At 30.3% G+C, this 23,222-nt stretch carries 16 protein-coding genes; 12 read left to right on the forward strand and 4 right to left on the reverse strand.

Annotated elements, in window-relative coordinates:
- Positions 1-33: 33 nt before the first annotated feature.
- On the reverse strand, positions 34-1,782 hold the full coding sequence (locus tag L3B96_RS02915; RefSeq protein WP_238858780.1) for a methyl-accepting chemotaxis protein: 1,749 nt from the start codon (positions 1,780-1,782) through the stop codon (positions 34-36).
- A 449-nt stretch (positions 1,783-2,231) separates the two neighbouring features.
- Between L3B96_RS02915 and L3B96_RS02920 the strand changes: the two genes are divergently transcribed.
- The 8 genes from L3B96_RS02920 (at position 2,232) to L3B96_RS02955 (ending at position 14,287) form a co-directional block, all read left to right on the forward strand.
- A complete protein-coding gene (locus tag L3B96_RS02920; RefSeq protein WP_238858781.1) occupies positions 2,232-3,704 on the forward strand; it encodes an L-fucose/L-arabinose isomerase family protein in 1,473 nt (490 codons plus the stop codon).
- A 355-nt stretch (positions 3,705-4,059) separates the two neighbouring features.
- A complete protein-coding gene (locus L3B96_RS02925; RefSeq protein WP_017209824.1) occupies positions 4,060-5,373 on the forward strand; it encodes an extracellular solute-binding protein in 1,314 nt (437 codons plus the stop codon).
- 266 nt (positions 5,374-5,639) lie between these two features.
- A complete protein-coding gene (locus L3B96_RS02930) occupies positions 5,640-6,539 on the forward strand; it encodes a sugar ABC transporter permease (RefSeq protein ID WP_012060833.1) in 900 nt (299 codons plus the stop codon).
- A 5-nt stretch (positions 6,540-6,544) separates the two neighbouring features.
- Positions 6,545-7,387 carry a carbohydrate ABC transporter permease gene (locus L3B96_RS02935; protein ID WP_023975926.1) on the forward strand — a complete coding sequence of 281 codons (843 nt, stop codon included), beginning with the start codon at positions 6,545-6,547 and terminating at the stop codon, positions 7,385-7,387.
- A 60-nt stretch (positions 7,388-7,447) separates the two neighbouring features.
- Complete coding sequence (locus L3B96_RS02940; RefSeq protein WP_012060831.1) at positions 7,448-9,217, forward strand: sensor histidine kinase; 1,770 nt, start codon at positions 7,448-7,450, stop codon at positions 9,215-9,217.
- On the forward strand, positions 9,217-10,812 hold the full coding sequence (locus tag L3B96_RS02945) for a response regulator (RefSeq protein WP_238858782.1): 1,596 nt from the start codon (positions 9,217-9,219) through the stop codon (positions 10,810-10,812). Before L3B96_RS02940 ends, L3B96_RS02945 begins: the two co-directional genes overlap by 1 nt.
- On the forward strand, positions 10,775-12,100 hold the full coding sequence (locus L3B96_RS02950; RefSeq protein ID WP_238858783.1) for a glycoside hydrolase family 30 protein: 1,326 nt from the start codon (positions 10,775-10,777) through the stop codon (positions 12,098-12,100). The genes L3B96_RS02945 and L3B96_RS02950 overlap by 38 nt, the downstream gene beginning before the upstream one ends.
- Positions 12,101-12,157: 57 nt before the next feature.
- Complete coding sequence (locus L3B96_RS02955; RefSeq protein ID WP_238858784.1) at positions 12,158-14,287, forward strand: glycoside hydrolase family 3 C-terminal domain-containing protein; 2,130 nt, start codon at positions 12,158-12,160, stop codon at positions 14,285-14,287.
- A 72-nt stretch (positions 14,288-14,359) separates the two neighbouring features.
- On the opposite strand, the gene L3B96_RS02960 is transcribed toward L3B96_RS02955, so the two are convergent.
- From L3B96_RS02960 to L3B96_RS02970, 3 genes are read right to left on the reverse strand one after another with little or no spacing between them, the layout of a single operon-like run.
- Complete coding sequence (locus tag L3B96_RS02960; RefSeq protein ID WP_238858785.1) at positions 14,360-15,145, reverse strand: SGNH/GDSL hydrolase family protein; 786 nt, start codon at positions 15,143-15,145, stop codon at positions 14,360-14,362.
- Positions 15,146-15,161: 16 nt separating this feature from the next.
- Positions 15,162-16,166 carry an ABC transporter permease gene (locus L3B96_RS02965; RefSeq protein WP_238858786.1) on the reverse strand — a complete coding sequence of 335 codons (1,005 nt, stop codon included), beginning with the start codon at positions 16,164-16,166 and terminating at the stop codon, positions 15,162-15,164.
- A gap of 13 nt (positions 16,167-16,179) precedes the next feature.
- Positions 16,180-17,094, reverse strand: a complete 915-nt coding sequence (locus L3B96_RS02970; RefSeq protein ID WP_238858787.1) for an ABC transporter ATP-binding protein — start codon at positions 17,092-17,094, stop codon at positions 16,180-16,182.
- Positions 17,095-17,664: 570 nt separating this feature from the next.
- Between L3B96_RS02970 and L3B96_RS02975 the strand changes: the two genes are divergently transcribed.
- The 4 genes from L3B96_RS02975 (at position 17,665) to L3B96_RS02990 (ending at position 22,958) form a co-directional block, all read left to right on the forward strand.
- Complete coding sequence (locus L3B96_RS02975; RefSeq protein WP_238858788.1) at positions 17,665-19,026, forward strand: 6-phospho-beta-glucosidase; 1,362 nt, start codon at positions 17,665-17,667, stop codon at positions 19,024-19,026.
- A gap of 90 nt (positions 19,027-19,116) precedes the next feature.
- On the forward strand, positions 19,117-20,577 hold the full coding sequence (locus L3B96_RS02980) for a 6-phospho-beta-glucosidase (RefSeq protein WP_238858789.1): 1,461 nt from the start codon (positions 19,117-19,119) through the stop codon (positions 20,575-20,577).
- Between the two features lie 322 nt (positions 20,578-20,899).
- Positions 20,900-21,805: a zinc ABC transporter substrate-binding protein gene (locus L3B96_RS02985; protein ID WP_238858790.1), complete on the forward strand. Its 906-nt coding sequence runs from the start codon at positions 20,900-20,902 to the stop codon at positions 21,803-21,805.
- Between the two features lie 106 nt (positions 21,806-21,911).
- Entirely contained in the window at positions 21,912-22,958 is a 1,047-nt protein-coding gene (locus tag L3B96_RS02990) for a CobW family GTP-binding protein (RefSeq protein ID WP_238858791.1), read from the forward strand.
- Positions 22,959-23,222 lie beyond the last annotated feature (264 nt).

A 23,222-nucleotide genomic window follows, 5' to 3' on the forward strand; every position in this document is an offset into this window, starting at 1 on the left:
TTCAAAGACTATTTATATGGAGGCTTATTTATATCAATGTTGTAATTTGAATTCAGAAATTTGCTCATGCATAATTTGCGAGTGAGATGCTAATTCTTCAATAGATGCTGATGTTTCCTCTGCTGTTGCTAGGTTAGTTTGGACAATATCTGATATAATATCCACTTTTAAAGTCATTTTTGATATTGCACTTGTTTGCTCTTCAGAAGCAGTAGCTATTTCCTTTACTAACTCTGAAGTAAATTCAACATTTTCGACAATGCTATTTAAGGCTATACCAGTTTCATTTGCTATCAATTCGCCTTTAGATACAGTGTTTAATGAGTTCTTTATTATTTGAGTAATATTTTTAACAGAATTAGAGGATTGTTCAGCTAATTTTCGTACCTCATCAGCAACAACGGCGAAACCCTTTCCAGCATCGCCTGCTCTGGCAGCTTCTATAGCTGCATTTAAAGCTAATAAGTTAGTTTGTTCAGATATTGACTGAATTGTATTTATAATTGCTGAGATTTCATTGGAGGCAGTAGCAATCTCGTTTATAGATTCCATTAATTGTTTCATTTTATTATTTCCATCAGCAACAATCTTTGTTGTTTCATTGTAATAATTATAAGCTTTTTCAGAGTTATTTGTATTCTTTTTTACTTGATCAAGTATTATATTAAAGTTTCCCTGAAGTTCTTGCACTGCACTAGCTTGATTAGAGGCTCCCTCGGAAAGTACCTTTGTAATTGAAGAAATTTCTTTCGCACTATTTGCAGTAAAATCAATTGATTTATCTATATCTAAAAAGCTAGAATTTAAGTTAGCTATAATTTCATCTAAAGATTTTTGTATTGGCGCAAAATCCCCAATGTAATGAACTGATTCCATTTTGTTAATATCTAAATTTCTATTTGATAATTCCTCTAATGTATATGTTATATCTTTAATATATAATTTCAGCATATCTATAGATTTCTTTAAATCATTGAACATATCACCCATTTCATCTTTTGAAGAATATTCATTATCTATGTTTAATATTCCATTTGATAAATTTGTAGAAACTTTTTTTACATTATTTATTCCTTCAAATATAGAGGATTTTAAAGTTTTACCTAGAGATCTTGGAATGAGTATTAAAAATATAATTATTAAAACAAGAATTACGGTAGCCAGATTTCTATAAAGAATGGATTCATTTACAAATGTTTGTGCATTTTCTTTAGAAGATTCGTATAATTGAGAAATATAATTTTCAACAATATCTATTTGAAAGCTATATGTATCCAACTTAGAAGTTATTGTACTTTTAGGATCATTATTTTTGATTGAATTGCATAGTTCTTTTCTATAGGTATCAGCAATACTTAAATTTTTAGTAAGTTGATCAATAGCAGATTTATCACTTGTATTTTGCTTCAATAAGTCTATCTTACTGGTGAGTTCTTCAAGAGCTTCATCGGAATTTCTTATAAAGTCTTCCTTATTTTTAGGACTATTTTCTATTACAGCTCTAGAAATATTTGTATCGGAAACCTGAAATGCAAGCCTAATATCGGATAATGCTTGAGAAATATGATAAGGACCATTATATAGAGAAAAAGTTCTAGCAGATAATGATAGTAGTACACCTATAGATATAACCATACTCAATAGTGTAAATATAAGTATAAAATTAAAGGTTGTATCTATTTTTTTACTTATAGAATAGTTTCTGAATTTTTCGTTTAATTTGAATGATTTACTTATGAAGGATTGTTTATCTTTATTAAAAGCTTTTTTAATTTTATTCATACCGAATCACTCCTACTAAATTCAAAGTGAAAACATTAACATATATTATTATATCAAAGTTTACATATTACAGCAATTGAATAAATAGATAAAAATTTATGCATTTTACAGTATATAACTATTAGAAAAATTAATTATGAAAATGTATACAAAAAGGTATTGACTAATTAATATAAAAGCTTTATTATAGACTTATCAAACAACATTTAAAAAGTTATTTTAAAATATATTTAAAGTGAAACATTAACAAGTACTAAAGCTAAATTTAAAACTCGGACAGGCTATGTAAAATAATAGCTAGATTCAATTATTTAGGAATAGGATATTAATTAATACCTAACTTAATAAATCTAATTTGTAGCATTAAAATATCGAATAATATACTTCGTAAAATTTGTCAAGATCTGATTATAAGAATTTAAAATTCATAAAAAATGGAGGAGTTAAAAATGAATAATATACCACAAGTAAAATTAGGAATTGTTGCAGTAAGTAGAGATTGTTTCCCAATGGAATTATCAGAAAATAGAAGAAAAGCAGTAGTAGAAGCTTTTAATGGAGAAATTTTTGAATGTCAAACAACTGTTGAAAATGAAAAAGATATGAGAAAAGCTTTAGCTGAAGTTAAAGAAGCTGGAGTAAACGCATTAGTTGTATATTTAGGAAACTTTGGTCCTGAAACTTCAGAAACTTTACTTGCTAAAGAATTTGATGGGCCAGTTATGTTTGCAGCTGCTTCAGAAGAAAGCGGAGATAATTTAATAGGCGGACGTGGAGATGCATATTGCGGAATGTTAAATGCAAGCTACAATTTAGCTCTAAGAAACATTAAAGCATACATTCCAGAATATCCAGTAGGAACAGCACCAGAAGTTGCAGGAATGATTTCTGAATTTGTACCAGTTGCTACTGCATTATTAGGATTAAAGAACTTAAAGATAATTTCTTTTGGTCCAAGACCTCAAGATTTCTTAGCTTGTAATGCACCTATTAAACAATTATACAATTTAGGTGTTGAAATAGAAGAAAACTCAGAACTAGATTTATTTGCTGCATTTAATGATCATAAAGATGATCCAAGAATTCCAGACATTATAGCTAGCATGGAAAAAGAATTAGGTGAAGGAAATAAAATGCCTGGTATCTTACCAAAGCTTGCTCAATATGAAATTACATTATTAGACTGGATGGAAGAACATAAAGGTTCAAGAGAATACATTGTATTTGCAAATAAATGCTGGCCTTCATTCCAAACACAATTTGGATTTGTACCATGTTATGTAAACAGCCGTCTAACAGCTATGGGAATTCCAGTATCATGTGAAGTTGATATTTATGGTGCATTAAGTGAATACATCGGAACTTGCATAAGCCAAGATGTTGTAACATTACTTGATATAAACAATACAGTTCCAGCTGATATGTATGAATCAGAAATTAAAGGTAAATTTAACTATTCATTAAATGATACATTTATGGCATTCCACTGTGGTAATACAGCAGCTTGTAAATTAACATGTGGAACAATGAAAAACCAAATGATTATGGCAAGAGCTCTTGAACCAAATCAAGAACCAAATATAACTAGAGGAACACTTGAAGGAGACATAGTACCAGGAGATATTACATTCTTCAGATTACAAAGTAATGCAGATGCAGAACTTACAGCTTATGTAGCAGAAGGTGAAGTATTACCAGTTGCAACTCGTTCATTTGGAGCTATAGGAGTATTTGCAATTCCTGAAATGGGAAGATTTTATCGTCACGTATTAGTAGAAGGCAGATATCCTCATCATGGAGCAGTTGCATTTGGACACTTTGGAAAAGCTGTTTACAACTTATTTAGATATTTAGGTGTTAAAGAAGTTGGATTCAACCAACCAAAAGGTATGCTTTATAAAACTGAAAATCCTTTCAAATAGTATTGGATATTTACCAGAATCAAAGGGTTATAGATAAATATTCTTGGCAGTTTTTTTATCTATCTTTGTTTTTGAGATAATATATTTCAAAGGCTGAAGGCAGGTTCCCCTCCAGCTTTCAGCCTCAATTTATAAAAATTTAATATATGAATAAAAATATAAATGCCTTCATTATTTAGATAGTATTTTAGAGAACTATTTAAAATGGAGGTTATTTATGCGTTTAATAAAGAAAAATTATAATAGGATATAAAATTATATCTAAAAGACAAATTATTCAATTTTTATTAAACGTTATCAATGCTAATATATAAGTATATCAAATATATGAAAATTCTAGGGGGTAGAAAGGTATATGAATAAGAATTTGAAAAGGATAGCATCAATCATAATGACAGTAACTATGGTTTCTGCATCAATGATTGGCTGCGGAAACAGCACTTCACAGACAAGCAGTGGATCTGCTTCAGGAAAGACAAAATTGACATTATGGCATATCCAAACATCAACAGCAGCAGATGCAATTAAAGCATCAGTTAAAAGATTTATGGAAGCTAACCCACAATATGACGTAGAAGTTGTTGATCAGGTTAATGATTCCTACAAACAGAAATTATCTATGGCAATGAGTTCAAATCAGACTCCAGATGTATTTATTCAATGGGGAGGATCAGGATTAATTGATTATGTAAATTCAAATAAAATTGCTGATCTTACAGAATTCATGAACAAAGATAACTACAAAGATAAATTTATAGATGCTGGAATTAATCAATGTTCATACAATGGAAAAATTTATGCCGTTCCAGTTGAAAACGTATCCGTAGCAGGTTTCTTCTATAACAAAGATGTTTTTGCTAAATATGGAATACAAGAGCCAAAAACTATTTCTGAATTAGAAGCTGCATGTGATAAGTTAAAAGCAAACGGAGTAGCGCCATTTGCTTTAGCTAATGCTACAAAATGGACAGGATCTATGTATTATATGTACTTAGCAACTCGTTTTGGTGGGTTAAATGCATTCGCAGATGCAGCATCAGGAAAAGGAAAATTTGAAAACCCTGCATTTGAATTTGCTGGAAGCAAAATTCAAGATTGGGTTAAAAAAGGTTACTTTATAGATGGATTCAATGGTATGGATGATGATAGTGGTCAAGCTAGACAAGCATTATACAAAGGTGATGCAGCTATGGATTTAATGGGTTCATGGTTCACAGGTACAGTACTTGGTGAAAATCCAGACTTTATGAGTAAATTAGGATTCTTCCCATTCCCAGCATTAGACGGTTCAAAAGAAGATCAATCGCTTTGTGCAGGAACAGTTGGAGATAACTTATATTCAATTTCAGAAACATGTAAAGATAAAGAAGGTGCTTTTAAATTAATTCAATCTTTATTAGATGATCAAGCATTACAAGATCGTAAGAAATTAGGTAAGATTATTCCACTTAAAGATTTCAAACCAGACGATGCATTAACACAAAAAATCTTAGACACAGTTAACCAAGCAAAAGGAGTTCAATTATGGTATGACCAATACTTACCAGCAGAAGTTGCAGAAGTACACAAATCAACTTGCCAAGAAATATTTGGGCTAACTAAGACTCCACAAGATGCAGATAAGGAACTACAATCTGCTATGGATTCATATAAGGCAAAAAATAAATAATTATAGCAGCATTAAAAAATAATGTAAAAGCTGTTGCAAAATAAAAATTCTATTATATATAAACAATTGCAAATTTAGATTTGAGTTATAGCTTATCTTTGAATGAGAATGTGCAAAGCATTTATGATTTCTGAAAAAGGAGTACAAATATGATATATCAGAGATGTAAATATGTTTATATTATAAGTCAAATGCAGAAGTTGAACTTATGCGGTGGAATTAATTTTGTAACAGCTCAATAATTATATAAAGGAGAGAGAGAAAAAGTGCAATCACAAACTAATAGTTTAGCTAAAAGACGTGCCGCGTCAACGAGAAATGCAGCAATTATATTTCTTGTGCCAGCATTTTTATTCTTAATAATATATATAGCATATCCAATTGTCTACTCTTTTAATTTAAGTTGCTATAATTGGAATGGATTTGCATCAAATAAGGTATTTGTAGGATTAAATAACTGGAAAGAACTTATTGCTGACCAAATTTTTAGAAAAGCGTTTCTAAATAATATTGTTATTATGGTTCTATCTATAGCTGTCCAATTACCAATAGGTCTTGCTCTTGCAACATTTTTAGATTTTGGTGGGAAAAAATTTAATATATTTAAAGTAATTTGGTTTATACCAATGTTAATGTCATCTGTTGCAATTGGTTATTTATTTAAGTACGCATTAGATGCAAATTCTGGTATAGTATCAGGAATATCAAAGTTATTAGGTGGGCATTCAGTAGACTTATTAGGTAACCCTAAGACAGCACTATTAACCATCACAATAGCTATTTGCTGGCAATTTATTCCCTTCTATATGGTGTATTTTTTGGCTGCATATAGTGGAATACCATCAGATTTATATGAAGCAGCAATAATTGATGGAGCAAAAAAAAGTCAGTATTTTTGGAAAATAGCACTTCCACTTATGAAACCAGCTATTAAAAGTGCAATTGTATTATCAATGGTTGGATCATTAAAATATTTTGATCTTATATATGTTATGACAGGTGGAGGACCAGGTAACGCGTCAGAACTTATGGCAACTTATATGTATAAGAATGCGTTTTTATCTCAAAGAATGGGATATGGTTCAGCAATTGCTTCAGGAATGTTTATTCTTATAACAATAATATCATTAATCACAATTAAAACATTAAATAGAAAGGAAGATTGACTATTATGAAGCAGAATTCATTAATAAAAAAATTATCTATAAAAGCTATCGTTGGAATACTAGCAATAGCATGGCTTTTAATTACAATAGTTCCTTTTATATTTATGTTATTAGCAGGATTCAAACAGCAATTTGAGATGCTTATGGGAAGTGTATTCGATTTACCAAAAAGTTTATATTTAAAGAATTTCATTGACGTATTCAAAGGAAACATATTTATTTACTTTAAAAACAGTATATTAGTACTTATAGTGTCGCTAGTAATTTTACTATTCTTAAGTGCATGTGCATCTTATCCATTATCTAGATTCAAATTTAAGCTAAATAAACCAATATATGCTATAATAGTAGCATGCATGTCAGTACCAGTTCACGTAACACTACTTCCAATATTTTTGATGACTACTAAGATGGGATTGTATGATAGTCCTTGGGCATTAATAGGCCCATATGTGGCTTTTAATTTGCCAATCTCAGTATTTATATTAGTTACATTTATGCAGGCAATTCCTAGGGAATTAGAAGAAGCAGCTGAGATAGATGGGTGCAATAAATATAAAATCTTTTCAAATGTTATGCTTCCATTAGTGAAGCCAGGGCTAGCAACTTTAGCAATTTATAATGGTGTTGCTATATGGAATGAATTCAGTTTTGCATTAGTTTTAACTCAAACATTACCTAATAGAACATTACCACTTGCTATTTGGGAATATCAAGGTCAATATACAATGAATGTTCCAATGATTATGTCGGTATTAACTATTTCTATGTTACCAATGATCATAGCATTTATTTTTGGACAAGATAAATTAATAAAGGGTATGATGGCAGGAGCCGTCAAAGGTTAATAATATATTTATGGTGGGTATTAATTCTTATATATAAGAATTACAAAAAGGGATACAGGTATGTATAAGGAATTGAGAAAAGTTATAAATAAGCTATCTAAAATGAAATTTAATCAGAAGATTACTACATTTTTTATATTGGCAGTCTTAATTACTAATAGTTTTGTAATTTTTGCTGTTTATCAATTAGCAGGAAAGCAAATTACTGAAAAATCCAGTGGATTAGTGCAAGGACAGTTTGAAACAATAACGGATATTTTAAATATAACATTAAAAAATATTATTGAGACATCGAATATGATTACAGGAGACAGTAGGGTTAAAGAATTCTTAATGAATAATAGGTTGACTTCAAAGAATTATAACAAAGATACAAGTGATGCATATTCGTCAGTAAGATATCTCTTGAATACAAACAGTTATATAGATTATATTGGATTGGTGAAATTTGATGGCCCAGAGTTAATATATGTTGGAGAGTCTTGGACAAGCAGCGATTTCAGGACTCAAACTTTAAAAGATTATCAAGATGCTATAGGCACAAAGTTTGGTAACTGTAAGATAAGCATGAAGAAAAAAGTATTTTATCCAGATCAATATGTACTAAATATATATCAACCGATCAATGATAAATACAATTTTAATAAATATACTGGATTTTTAGTAATAGGAATTGGAGAAAAAAGTATAAAAGAATTTTACTCTAATTTGGATAAAGGGTTAAAAGTACAAACATATTTAACAGATAAAGATGGAGTTATTATATCTAATGAAGATAAATCTCTGATTGGAACAGAAAGTCCTTATAAAAGCGTATTACAAGGAAAAAGTGGCCAACAAAAAGTTGAAGATAAGATGGTTATTTATGAGAAGCTTGATAATTGGGATTGGTATATGGTTGGTGAGATACCCACAAGGTCAATGTTAAGGGATACCAATGCAGTAATAATTTTAATAATAGCTTTAGTAATAGGTGCCGGAGTATTAATTAGTATAGCTTGCTATAAATTAAGCAATAACTTATATAAGCCAATGGATGACATTGTAAGAAAGATGAGAGAGGTTTCGATGGGAAATCTCGAAGTTAGAATGGAACATGATTATGATGGCAAAGATTTTAGGCAACTAGCAAGTGGCTTTAATATCATGATTGAAGAAATTAATATACTTATGTATAGGATAAAAAAGGAGCAATCTGAGATTAAGCAAATCGAATTAAACAGACTGCAATCTCAAATTAAACCACATTTTTTATATAACACACTAGAGTGTATACATTGGCAGGCTTTATCTGATGGAAATAAAGATGTATCAAAAATGGTGAAAGCGTTAGCTAATTATTATAGATTATGTCTAAGTAGAGGGAAAGATGTTATTCCTATTTCGCAAGAACTAGAAAATGTAGAAAATTATTTGATCATACAAAATATGAGATATAGTGGCATTGCTGAGTGTGAAATAAATGTAGATGAGAATTTCAAAAATGTACTAATACCCAAGCTTACACTTCAACCTTTAATAGAAAATTCCATTTATCATGGAATAAGGGTGAAAGATGGGTATAAAGGTAAGATATTAGTTACCGCAAGAGAAATAAATAACAAGATAGTTATATCAGTTGCTGATAATGGAGTTGGAATGAGACAAGAACAAATTGATGAAATAAATAGCTCTATATCAGTATTTGATGAAAAAACTGGATATGGCTTAAGGAATGTTCATAAGCGAATTGAAATATTATTTGGTAGTGGGTATGGATTATACTACAAGAAAAATGAACATGGTGGAACTACGGTAGATATTATATTACCTAAAGGAGAGAATAATTAATGTATAAAGCTATAGTTGTAGATGATGAGGAAATGATTAGAAAAGGAATATGTAGTGTGATTCCTTGGGAGAAACTCAAGATAGATACTGTTAAAATGGCATCCTCAGGAATTGAAGCTTTAAAAATCATGGAAGAAGAAGCATTTGATATCATGATTACAGATATATGTATGACTGAGATGAATGGATTATCTTTAGTAGAAAAGATGAATTATCTAAATCCTAGGTTAAAAATTATTGTTTTAACAGGATATGATAATTTTGAATATGCTCAAAAATGCTGCAAGATGCAGGTGGAGGATTATCTCTTAAAGCCAGTAGATGAGATAGAACTTGAGAATGCTATCGAAAGATTAATAGAAGATTTAGAGCATGAGAAAACTTTAAGCCATGAGCAAAAGATAAATAGCAGGATACAAGGTGTAACAGAACAATTAAAGCTTGAACAGATTATGCAAAATTTACTTTATGAACGAGTGAAGACAAGTGAATTTAAAAAAGTATTGAGGGAGTATTCTTATGATAAGGAAGAGATGCTTCAAATTGCTTTGGTATGTCCAATTATAGATGATAATTTAGCTTGGAAACAACATTTTGAATTATTAAATTTATCTATTAAAAATATTTGCATTGAATTATTTGATTCTAAGAAACAAGGGATTACATTTGAGGACAAAAATAAAAATATAGTAATCGCCATATTTATAAGAGAAGAGTTAGAAGAAGTAACATTAAGAGTACAACATTTAATTGAGTATTTGAAAAATGAGTATGATATTAATCCTAAAGTAATTCTTGGAAGCGTTGTAGGAGGATTTAATAAGATCAATATTTCATATAACGACGCATGTGTTTTATTAAATAATAAGAGCACATATGGGAAAATCATAACGAAAGAACCTAGAGAAATACGTTTGACTTTATTTAACGAGAGAGTCCAGGAATTTAAGAAGAATATGATAGATAATATAGATGACCTTGAGAAAGTAATGAGTATTTATGAGGCTTATTCAGAGGCTATAGAGTTTTATAATTTATCGACATCATTAGTTAAGAAAACATGTTTTGATATTGGAGGAGGAATATATTTTTCCTATGCAATGGAAAAAGGAGATATATCAGATAATAAGTTAAATTCTTTATTAATTTCATTAAAAAATTGTAGTAGAAGTGATGCGTTGAGAATTACACGAGATTTCATAATACAAATACTTCAGACTGATATTGGAGAAAGCCATGAAATTATAAGAAAAGCAAAACAATATATTAATGACCATTTAAATGAAGACATTTCAGTATATAGTATAGCGGAAATGCTTTATTTAACTCCAACCTATTTTTCAAAGCTATTTAAACATAGTACAGGAGAAGGCTGTAATAACTACATTATACGTAAACGAATACAGAAGGCTAAATCCTTATTAGAAACAACTAGTATGAAAACAGGTAAAATAGCAACTTTAGTGGGATATAAGGATACAAATTATTTCTCTTTAGCTTTTAAAAAACAGACAGGAATGTCACCAACTGAATTTAGAGAAAAAGGAGGAAGTTATAATGAGGAAAGCAACTTTGATTTCAACAACAAAGACTGATCGCTTAGTAAGCAGTACTATAAATATTAGTAAAGATAAATCGTACCATACATTAGAGCTAAATGGAGAATCTTATCAAACTATTGATGGATTTGGTGGATGTTTTAATGAGTTAGGATATATAGCATTAAAAAAGATTCCAAATGATAAGAAAGAAGAGGTGCTTAGAAATCTATTTGATCCAGAGGAATGTAATTTTACTTATTGCAGATTGCCAATTGGAGCAAATGATTATGCAGAAAGCTGGTACAGTCTAAATGAAACTAAGGGCGATTATGGAATGAAGAATTTTAGCATTGAAAGAGACAAAGAATGCTTGATTCCGTACATTAAAGAAGCAGAAAAATATAGTGGGGAGCTTAATTTATTTGCTTCTCCATGGAGCCCCCCAACTTGGATGAAGTTCCCGGAAGTATACAATTTCGGAACATTAATATGGGAGGAGAAAAATCTAAAAGCATATGCTCTTTACTTTAAGAAATTCATTGAAGAATACCAAAAAGAGGGTATTAAAATTAATCAGGTACACATACAAAATGAACCTATAGCAGATCAGAAGTTTCCATCATGTGTTTGGTCAGGAAAACAATTACGTGATTTTATAAAAGAATACATCGGGCCATTATTTGAAGAGAATAAACTTGATGCTGAGATATGGCTTGGAACATTAAATTCTCCTTATGATGATTATGGAGATGAAAATTGGCAATTTGGTCAATATAATAATTTTGCTAACACTGTACTAAGTGATAAAGATGCAAAAAGATATATAAAGGGTGTTGGATATCAATGGGGAGGAAAGCATGCTTTGCTGCAGACAAAAATTGCTTATCCAGAAATGAAATTGATACAGACAGAAAATGAATGTGGAGAAGGAAAAAATAGCTGGGAATATGCTGAATATGTATTCAATTTAATGTGGACATACTTTATAAATGGAGTAAGCGCCTATACCTATTGGAATATGGTACTTGAAGAAGAGGGAATAAGCACTTGGGGATGGAAACAAAATTCACTTATTACGGTGACAAAAGATAATGATGTTAAATATAATCCAGAGTATTATCTAATGAGACATTTTTCGAAATATATAAAACAAGGAGCAACAATGAAAGGCTTAAAAGGGGACTTTGCAGGAAATGCTCTGGCTTTTGAGAATCCAGATGGAAGTGTTGTATTAGAATTATTAAATCCATTTGATGAATTACAAGAAGTTACATTTAGTGTTAATGGCGAAGATTATAGCTTTAATATTCAGCCACATTCTTTCAATACATTAGTTGTTTAGTCTTATAATTAAAAAAAGTTAGAATAAATATTATGATTATTTTAGGAGATGTGTAATATGGTCGAGGAAAAAAGAATTACTCATGAATATGCGTTAGAAAAAGCAAAAGAATTAGTAGGGAAAATGACGCTAGAAGAAAAAGCAGAACAATTAACTTATAAATCATCAGCTGTAAAAAGATTAAATATACCTAGATATAATTGGTGGAATGAGGGATTGCATGGAGTAGCGAGAGCAGGCACAGCAACAGTATTTCCACAAGCCATAGGATTAGCTGCTATGTTTGACGATGAGTTATTGAATGACATTGCAAAAGTTATCTCAACAGAAGGCAGAGCAAAGTATAATGAAAACAGCAAAAAAGATGATAGAGACATCTATAAGGGAATAACTTTTTGGTCACCAAATGTTAATATTTTTAGAGATCCTAGATGGGGTCGTGGTCATGAAACCTACGGTGAAGATCCATATTTAACATCTAGATTGGGCGTGGCCTTTGTAAAAGGACTTCAAGGAGAAGGCAAATATTTAAAAGCGGCAGCATGTGCAAAACATTTCGCTGTTCATAGTGGACCAGAAGGATTAAGGCATGAATTTGATGCAGTTGTAAGTAAAAAGGATTTATATGAGACTTACCTCCCTGCTTTTGAAGCTTGTGTCAAAGAAGGTGATGTAGAGGCCGTAATGGGGGCGTATAATCGTACAAATGGTGAACCTTGTTGTGGAAGTAAAACTTTATTAAGAGATATATTAAGGGGAAAATGGAACTTTAAAGGTCATGTAGTATCCGATTGTTGGGCAATTGCTGATTTTCATTTGCATCATAGGGTGACAAGCACTGCTACAGAATCAGCAGCATTAGCTATGAAAAATGGATGTGATTTAAATTGTGGTAATGTGTATCTTCAATTATTGCTTGCCTATAAAGAGGGATTAGTAACAGAAGAAGATATAACAACAGCAGCAGAAAGATTAATGGCAACAAGAATAAGATTGGGAATGTTTGATGAAGAGTGTGAATATAACAAAATACCATATGAGTTAAATGATTGTAAAGAACATAATGAATTATCATTAAAAGCAGCTAGAAATTCAATGGTTTTATTAAAGAATAATGGAATATTACCATTAAATAAAAATAACTTAAAATCAATTGCTGTTATTGGCCCTAATGCTGATAGTCAGATCATGCTTAAAGGTAATTATTCAGGAACTGCATCTAGATATATAACTGTGTTGGAGGGAATACATGAAGCCGTAGGAGAAGATGTAAGAGTATATTATTCTGAAGGTTGTCATTTATTTAGAGACAGAGTTGAAGAATTAGCAGAACCTAATGATAGATTAAAAGAAGCAATATCAATAGCAGAAAGATCAGATGTTGCAATTCTATGCCTCGGATTAGATTCTACAATTGAAGGTGAGCAAGGAGATGCAGGTAATAGTGAAGGAGCTGGTGATAAAGCAAGCTTAAATTTACCAGGAAGGCAGCAAGAATTATTAGAGAAAATAATAGAAACAGGTACACCTGTTATATTAGTTATTGGCGCAGGAAGTGCATTTACATTTAATAATGCAGAGGATAAGTGTTCAGCTATATTAGATGCTTGGTATCCTGGAAGTAGAGGTGGCAGAGCTGTAGCTGACTTAATATTTGGAAAGTGTTCACCAAGTGGAAAGTTACCTATTACATTTTATAGAAATACTAAGGATTTACCAGAATTTATAGATTATTCAATGAAAGATAGGACATATCGCTATATGTCTTGTGAAAGCTTATATCCATTTGGATATGGATTAACTTATTCTACTGTAAAATTATCAGAATTGCATGTACCAGATGTAGAAAGTGATTTTGAGGATGTAGAGGTAAGCGTAAAGATAACTAATACAGGAAATTTTGACATAGAAGAAGTTGTGCAATGTTATATAAAAGATATTGAATCTAAACATGCTGTTAGGAATCATAGTCTAGCAGGATTTAAACGTGTTGGGTTGAAAATAGGAGAAAGCAAGATTGTAAAAATGAAAATCAAGAAATCATCATTTGAAGTGGTAAATGATGATGGAGAAAGGATATTAGATAGCAAAAGGTTCAAATTATTTGCTGGTATATCACAACCAGATAGTAGAAGCGTTCGGCTTGTTGGAATATCTCCTTTAGAAGTTGATATCAAGCTAGTATAAATTTTTATAGTATATTATGAAGCTGCTCTAGTCAGAAAATACTTATCAGACTAGGCAGCTTTATTTAATATATTACTTATAATTTTTTAAAGCTTCAATTATTCTGTCAGAAATAGCTTGATAACCGGTGCTATTGGGATGAAAATTATCAGCAGCTAGATAATCTTGTAAGTTGTATTTGAAAAGATCATATGTTGGAATAAAAAGCGCATTTGAATCTAATGATAAAAGCTGTTGACTTTGATAATTCCATTCATTTAATATGCTTACCTTATCAGATGTAAGATCTTTTCCGAATGGGTTATACAAGCCAATGAAAACTACCATAGATGACGGATTATTGGTCCTTATTATATTAAAAATAGATTTTAGATTGGCTAAATAAGTATCTTGAATATCTTTTATCTTTGTTGTGGATGAGCTTATATCTGTATTTTTAAGCTTACTTATTTCATTGCCACCTATAGATATAAATATCATGTTTGATCCTTTAATGTCAGCTAATGTTTGTGACTCTTGAACTGCATTTAAAAGCCCATTAGATACATCCCCGTTTATGGCAAGATTATTTATTTTAATCTCCTTTGAAACTTTAGTTTTCCAGTATTCTGAAAAATAGCCTGAAAAGCCAAGTCCTTTTTCATCTCCAGTTCCTTTAGCAAGGGAGTCACCAAGAACTAATATGTTGTAATAATTTTGATCTAATTCTTCACTCTTAGGTTGTTCAGATTCCTTATCTGATATCTCTTTAGGAGGGCGAGAACTTATTGATAATGCTGATATAAATCCGGTAACTAAGGTTATGGTGGAAACTATGGATAGCAATAAAATAAATTTCCATTTTATATTTTTAAACATTTTAAATCCCTCCTTTTTAAACTAATACATCTTGTTTTAAAAACACAACAAAACTAACAATAAAGGCACCTATGGCCCAAGCTAGAAGTACTAAAGTGCTAAAACTTAATGACATTCCACTTATTGGAGTATATGATCCTGTAAGATACTGAGGTAAGTTTAGATTGATGGCAAAAAAGTACTTTATTGAAGGCCAATCATTTAGAAACAATCTAAGAAAGCCTCCCCCAACTAATGTAGCCATCATTATACCTATAGAGGTAGCCGTATTTCTTACTAAAACTGAAATCATAAATGAAATTGTACCGATAACAATTGATACAAACCATCCAAGAGAGTATACGAGAATTAAATATTGCAATTCGGTTACTTTGATTACATTGGAAACATCTAAGGTTCCGGAAGCAGAGCTAAAACCTGTAGCTACAGGCTCGTTAAATCCCCAGTTATTAAAAAATAAACCAGAAATTAAAATTGAAAATAGAGCCATCTCTAGAATTACTATAGAAAACATGATTAGAAGTGCTATATATTTACTAAGTAATATCTTCCATCGAGGAACAGCTCTTGTTAGCAGTACTTTTATAGTTTTAGCAGAAAATTCTCCACATACGCTATCCCCAGCCAATAGAATTATTAGTAAAGGTAGTAATACTGATATGGACTGTTCCATTAGCTTAACTGAAAATTTTGCAGCACTTGGAGTAATTGGATTTATGTTGTTATCTAAATAATACTGGTTTTGCTGAATTTGAATATTAATTGAGGGCTTACTTTCGTCAGGGGTATCAGGTCTATTAAGCCTATTTTTTAGGTCCTGAATTTGTTGTTTTTGCAATGACTGCCAAGGAATATCGCCACTTTGAGTAGTTGTCTTTAAATACTTATTCAAAGTGTTTTGATATTGATAATTTTGGCCATATGCAAAAAGCGAAACTAAAATTAGGATTATAGCACTAATAAGTAGAAGTTTCCGCCTATATAATATTTTATTAACTTCATTTTTAACTAATACTAGCAATATATACACCTCCTTAACTAACAATAGAGTTACTTTCTGTAAGTGATAAAAAAAGATCTTCCAAAGTTCTCTGATTTATACTTACGAACTTTATTGCTATTCCTTCTTCGATAAACGAAGAATTAATTTTTTCAATTTTTGATACATCAACTTTTGCTATTATCTTATTATTTATTAGTGAACTATCAATATTCCACTTGTCTTTTAATATTTTAATTCCCTTTGAATTATCACTTAGAACAAAGGAAACTTCCTTATCACTTATAAGTTCAGAGACTGAAGCATATTTTAGTAAAGTACCACTTTTTATTATTGCAACAGTATCACACATTAATTCAACCTCAGATATCAAATGGCTCGAAACGAGAACGGCAATATTTTCTTTTTTAGCAAGATCTTTAATAATATGTCTAAACTCATTTATTCCTGAAGGATCAAGTCCATTTGTAGGCTCATCTAATATAAGAAGCTTTGGCTTATGAATAAGAGCTTGCGCAAGTCCTAACCTTTGTTTCATTCCCAAAGAATAAGTAGACACTTTCTCATTTATTCTATTCTGCATTCCTACAAGTTCAATTACTCTCGTTATATCTTCATTAGTAATATTTTTATTCATAGAAGCAAGCATCTTCAAATTTTCTAAACCACTTAAATAATTATACATATCTGGACCTTCTATAATACATCCAACTTTAGACATAGCCTTAACATAATCCTTAGTAATTGAATAGCCATCGATTAAAATTTTTCCACTAGTAGGGGAAGAAAGGCCGACAATCATTCTTAAAGTGGTAGACTTTCCAGCACCATTTGGTCCAAGAAAACCTAAAACCTCACCTTCATTAATTGAAAAGGTAATGCCTTTAACAATTTCTTTATTTTTTATAGATTTATGAACATTATCTAATAACAATATTTGTTTTGCCATAGTACACCTTCTTTTTATAATTATTTTAAGATTGATTAAAGTATGTAAGATATAATAATCTATTAAAAATTCGATTCAAATCAGTTTCTTGTGGAAAAGAATTCATGGTGAGAATAAATTCATTATAACTCTTATTATCTATTAATTTTATGTTATATATATATTGCAAAAATAATTCTTCATCATAATTATAAAAGTATTGCAAGAATTTTAGGTGTAATTGTGAAATGTGCATTGTGAATTGCAACATATATATTAAATATTACTGAAATTTGTTTAGGTATAATATTCCCATTACTTTGCTTATTGATTCCTAGTAAGTAGTTAGATTAGCTATATTATGAAACAAACTGTTTTATAAAAAAACAAATAACTAAATAGTAGCATGTGTCACTAAATCCGAAAAAATAAGGTATTTTACTTTTTGGTGTGATATCTTTTAGGTAAAGGATTACTTATATATTTTATAAGAAAGTAGCTCTTGTATTTTATATCCAAGTAATTTTCAGATTAGGAAAATATCTTAAATTAAAAATTTGCCTGAGGCGAGATCAAGGGAGGAAATAAGTAATGAAAAAAGAAAAAATCAAAATAGTTACTATTGGTGGAGGATCAAGTTACACTCCTGAATTAATTGAAGGTTTTATAAAAAGGAAAGATGAATTGCCTATTAAAGAAATATGGCTTGTAGATATTGAAGATGGAAAAGAGAAGTTAGAAATAGTTGGAGCAATGGCTCAAAGAATGGTTAAGGCAGCAGGGTTGGATTGGAAAGTTAATTTAACTTTAGATAGGAGAGAGGCCCTTAAGGATGCGGATTTTGTGTCGACTCAATTTAGAGTAGGACTTTTAGATGCAAGAATAAAGGATGAAAGAATTCCTTTAAGCCATGGAATAATTGGACAAGAGACTAACGGTGCTGGTGGAATGTTTAAAGCATTTAGAACAATTCCAGTAATATTAGACATAATAGACGATATGAGAGAGTTATGCCCTAGTGCATGGATTGTTAACTTCACAAATCCATCAGGAATGGTGACTGAAGCAGCTATAAAATATGGCGGATGGGACAGAACTGTTGGATTATGCAATGTTCCAATCAACTGTATAGAAGATGATGCAAAGATGCTTGGAGTTCCTTCAAGTGAATTATTCTTTAAGTTTGCTGGATTAAATCATTTCCATTGGCATAGAGTATGGGATAAGGAAGGTAATGAAAAAACTGCAGAAGTAATTGAAAAATTGTACAATCCATTATTAGCAGAAGAAAAGAAAGATGCAGGAGTTGCCAATATTAAAGATATCAAGTTTAACTATGAGCAGATTAAAGACTTGGGAATATTACCTTGTCCGTATCATAGGTATTACTATATTACAGATGATATGTTGAAGGAAGAACTTGAAAGTTACTCAAAAGGTGAAACTAGAGCGGAGGTTGTAAAAAGAACAGAGGCAGAATTGTTCGAACTATATAAAGATCCAAAGCTTGACTATAAACCAGAACAATTGACTAAGAGAGGTGGAACTCACTACAGCGATGCTGCCTGTGAATTAATTGCTTCAATCTACAATGACAAGAGAACAACTATGGTAGTTAGCACAAAGAATAATGGCGCATTAGAGGATCTTCCATATGACTCTATAGTAGAAGTTTCAAGTACAATCACGTCTCATGGACCAGAACCGATTAATTTTGGAAAGTTTGACCCAGCACCAAGAGGTATGGTTCAAATAATGAAGGGAATGGAAGAAACAACAATTTCAGCAGCAGTTACAGGGAACTACAACAAAGCTCTTCATGCATTTACAATAAATCCATTAGTTCCAAGTGGACAAATTGCTAAAGATTTATTAGATGAAATGTTACTTGCACATAAAAAACACTTACCACAATTTGCTGAAAGAATAGAAAAACTAGAGAAAAATAAGTAATAAACTTTGCAAAATCAGAAGAACAAAGAATGTTTAATAATAAATTTCAAGGATTGCTAAATGATTTCTTTGAAGAAAGTGGGGATAAAAATGTTAAATAATAAATTTCAAGGATTACCAAAGGATTTTTTATGGGGGGGAGCAACCGCTGCAAACCAATTTGAAGGTGGGTATAGAGAAGGTGGAAAAGGCCTTAGTACATCAGACGTTATGACAGGTGGTACGCATACTACACCAAGAAGAATAACTCCAGAATTAGAAGAAGGAACGTATTATCCAAGTCATGAAGCTATAGATTTTTATCATCACTATAAAGAAGATATTAAATTGTTTGCTGAGATGGGGTTTAAGACCTTTAGAATGTCAATAAATTGGACTAGAATTTTTACGAATGGTGATGAGCTAGAACCAAATGAAGAAGGATTAAAATTCTATGATGATGTTTTTGCAGAATTAAAAAAATACAATATTGAGCCATTAGTTACAATATCTCATTATGAAACACCTTTTGGTTTAACTAAAAAGTATAACGGGTGGGCAAGTAGAGAAGTTATTGATTGTTATGTTAGATATTGTAACACAATATTTAACAGATATAAGGACGTTGTAAAATATTGGCTCACATTCAACGAAATAAATTGTTTAACAATGCCATTTGGTACATTTATGGGTGGCGGAATTTTATTGGATAAAGGTGGTGAACTTGAATTTAATAAAGAGATTGACGATAGTAGACAAATAAGATTTCAAGCTCTTCATCACCAATTCATTGCAAGCGCAAAAGCTGTTAAACTGGCACACCAAATTAATAAAGATTTTAAGGTAGGATGTATGATTGCATATATGACAACATATCCTTATACATGTAATCCAGAAGATGTACTTTTAGCTCAGGAAAGAGATAATTTGAATAATTTTTTATGTTCTGATGTTCAAGTAAGAGGAGCTTATCCTGGTTTTGCAAAGAGATTTTTTAGAGAGAATAATATAGAAATAAAGATGGAAGAAAATGATGAGCAAATTCTAAAGGAAGGTTGTGTAGATTTCTATACATTTAGTTATTATATGTCAAACTGTTCAAGCACAGATCCAGAATTAGAAAGAACATCTGGAAATATACTTGGAGGTGTAAAGAATCCATATCTTAAAGCAAGTGATTGGGGATGGCAAATTGACCCTAAAGGATTAAGATGGACATTAAATAATATTTATAATAGATATCAAATTCCTTTAATGGTTGTGGAAAATGGTTTAGGTGCTGTGGATAAAGTTGAAGAAGATGGATCAGTTAATGATGAATATAGAATTGATTATTTAAGAGCACATATTGAAGAGATGAAAGAAGCAGTTAATGATGGAGTAGAATTAATAGGATATACTCCTTGGGGATGTATTGATTTAGTTAGTGCATCAACTGGAGAAATGAAAAAAAGATATGGATTTATTTATGTTAATAAAGATAATGATGGAAATGGAGACTTAAGTAGATCAAGAAAAAGGAGTTTTTATTGGTATAAGAAAGTAATAGAAAGTAATGGAGAAGAACTTTAATATAAACTATATTTAAATATAGAATTACTGAAATGAGCATAATACTTTTATTGTGGTTTCTAACGAAACATTTAATAAAAGTATTATGCTCAATTTTTTTATAAAACATATTACGGTAATTAGAAAGAAAAGCCTAATGTTGATTTTAGAGGGATACATTTTTTTATAATGAAAAATGTAATAACTAGTACCATATGCAATATAGCAAGATTTATGAATAATAATAATTAATATTAGATTTTAGATATTATTGACATATTTAAATGTTAAGCGTAATATTATTAAATGCAAATGCAAATCGTATGCATATGGAGGTGCAGATATGAAAAAGAAAATTATTTCAGGAATTTTAGCTTTACTAACTGGTGTTATGCTAATAGGTTGCGGAGCTAATACAAAAACTACGACTGAAAATACGAAAGACACAAAAGATGATAAATTAAAAATTACAGTTTCAATTTATCCATTAAAAGAATTTACAGAAGAAATAGCTGGAGATAAGGCAGATGTTACTTGCTTAGTTCCAAATAACGTGGAACCCCATGAATATGATCCGAAGGCTCAAGACCTTGAAGGATTAACTAAAAGTGATGCATTTATCTATAATGGACTTGGAATGGAAAGTTGGATAGATAAGGTTAATGATGTAATTAAAGATAAAAATATACCTGTTGTAGATTCGAGTACAGGTGTAGAAGCTAGAAAAGAAGAAGATGCTATTGATCCTCATAGCTGGTTAAGTTTAAAAAATGCAGAAATACAATCTGAAAATATAAAAAATACTCTTGTGAAATTGGATGAGAAGAATAAGGATTATTACGAGGGAAACTACAGCAAATTCAAAGGTGAATTAGAAAATCTATATGGTGAATACAAACCTAAATTTGAAGCATTAAATAAAAAGAACTTTATAACAGGACATGCTGCTTTTGGATACTTATGTAGAGATTTTAGGTTAACACAGAAATCAGTAGAAAATTTATTTGCTGAAGGTGAACCGACACCCAAACAATTAGAAGACTTGGTTAGCTTTTGTAAAGAAAGTAATATAAAAACTGTTTTTTCAGAATCACTTGCAAGTCCTAAGGTTTCAGAAACTTTAGCAAAAGAAGTAGGTGCAAAAGTAGTACCAATATTAACATTAGAATCTAAAGAAGATGATAAGAGCTATTTGGAATCAATGAGATACAATTTAGATGAAATCTATGGATGCCTAAAAGATGAATAGAAGTATGTAAAGAAGTTGCTGATAAAAATGAGCAAGAACAAATGAAGAAAAGTTTGGGTGACTTTGTTTATGGTAAAGAAAATAATTATATGGAGATGAGTTTTATATGACAAAAGTGGATATAATTTCAGGTTTCCTTGGAGCAGGAAAAACAACACTTATCAAGAAGCTTATACAAGAAGAATTAATAAAGGAAAAAGTTCTATTAATTGAAAATGAGTTTGGAGAAATAGGAATAGACGGTGTTTTTCTTAAAGATGCAGGGATTGAGATTAAGGAAATGAATTCAGGATGCATATGCTGCTCTTTAGTTGGAGATTTTAAATGTGCGTTGAAAGATGCTTTAGAAAAATATAAGCCAGATCGTATCATTATTGAACCATCCGGGGTAGGTAAGCTATCTGATGTAATAGAAGCGGTTTCCAATATAAATGAAGATGATAATATCTCATTAAATAGTTTTGCAACAGTAGTGAACTCGATTAAGTATAAAACCTATATAGATAATTTTGGAGAATTTTTTAATAATCAAATTGAAAATGCAAGTGCCATTATTTTGAGCCGTTCACAAAAATTATCAGACGAAAAATTAGATATATGTGTTAAAGAGATAAAAAAGCATAATAATAAAGCTAGAATTATTACTACTCCATGGGATGAATTAAGTGGAAAACAAATCTTAAGTGTAATTGAAGGGAGCAATTCTTTTGAAAAAGAGTTGATGACTAATGAAAGTTTAGAGAAACATAGCCGCAATTGCAATCATAATGAGAAGCATAAACACACTGATAAAGTTCATAAATGCCACTGCTACAATCATGAAGAAGATAATAATGAAACTCATGAATGTCATTGCCATCATCATGAGCATCACCATGCAGATGAGGTATTTGTAACCTGGGGAATAGAGACTCCTAAAAAATATAAGTACAATGAATTAGATAATAAATTAAGAAAATTGATACAATCAAAAGAGTATGGAGAGATTTTACGTGCTAAAGGTATTGTTCAAGATATTGAGGGAAAATGGATTAACTTTGACTTAGTTCCGGAAGAATATGAAATTCGTTATGGAAATGTTGATTACACAGGCAGGATATGTGTTATAGGAGTTAACTTAAAGAATAATAAATTAGAGAAACTATTTTGTTAAAGAGATTTTAATTATGAAGTATTGATAATGTAATATAAGAATAGATGTATTAGATATAATAATGTAGTTTATTTAAATTATAAGTTTTATTTTGGATAAAAGCATGTAATTCTGATGTAAATTGGGAATTTTACAATTAGCTTTTATCCTTTTTATATTAATGCGTAAATATTTCCAGTTTAATATTATATCTATAATAGTGCAAAAATGCTTGAATAATTTTACAACTGAATAAAATAAAAAAACATTTATGATAAATCCTTG

It is taken from the genome of Clostridium sp. YIM B02569 (assembly GCF_022320765.1).
Taxonomy (GTDB): domain Bacteria; phylum Bacillota; class Clostridia; order Clostridiales; family Clostridiaceae; genus Clostridium; species Clostridium beijerinckii.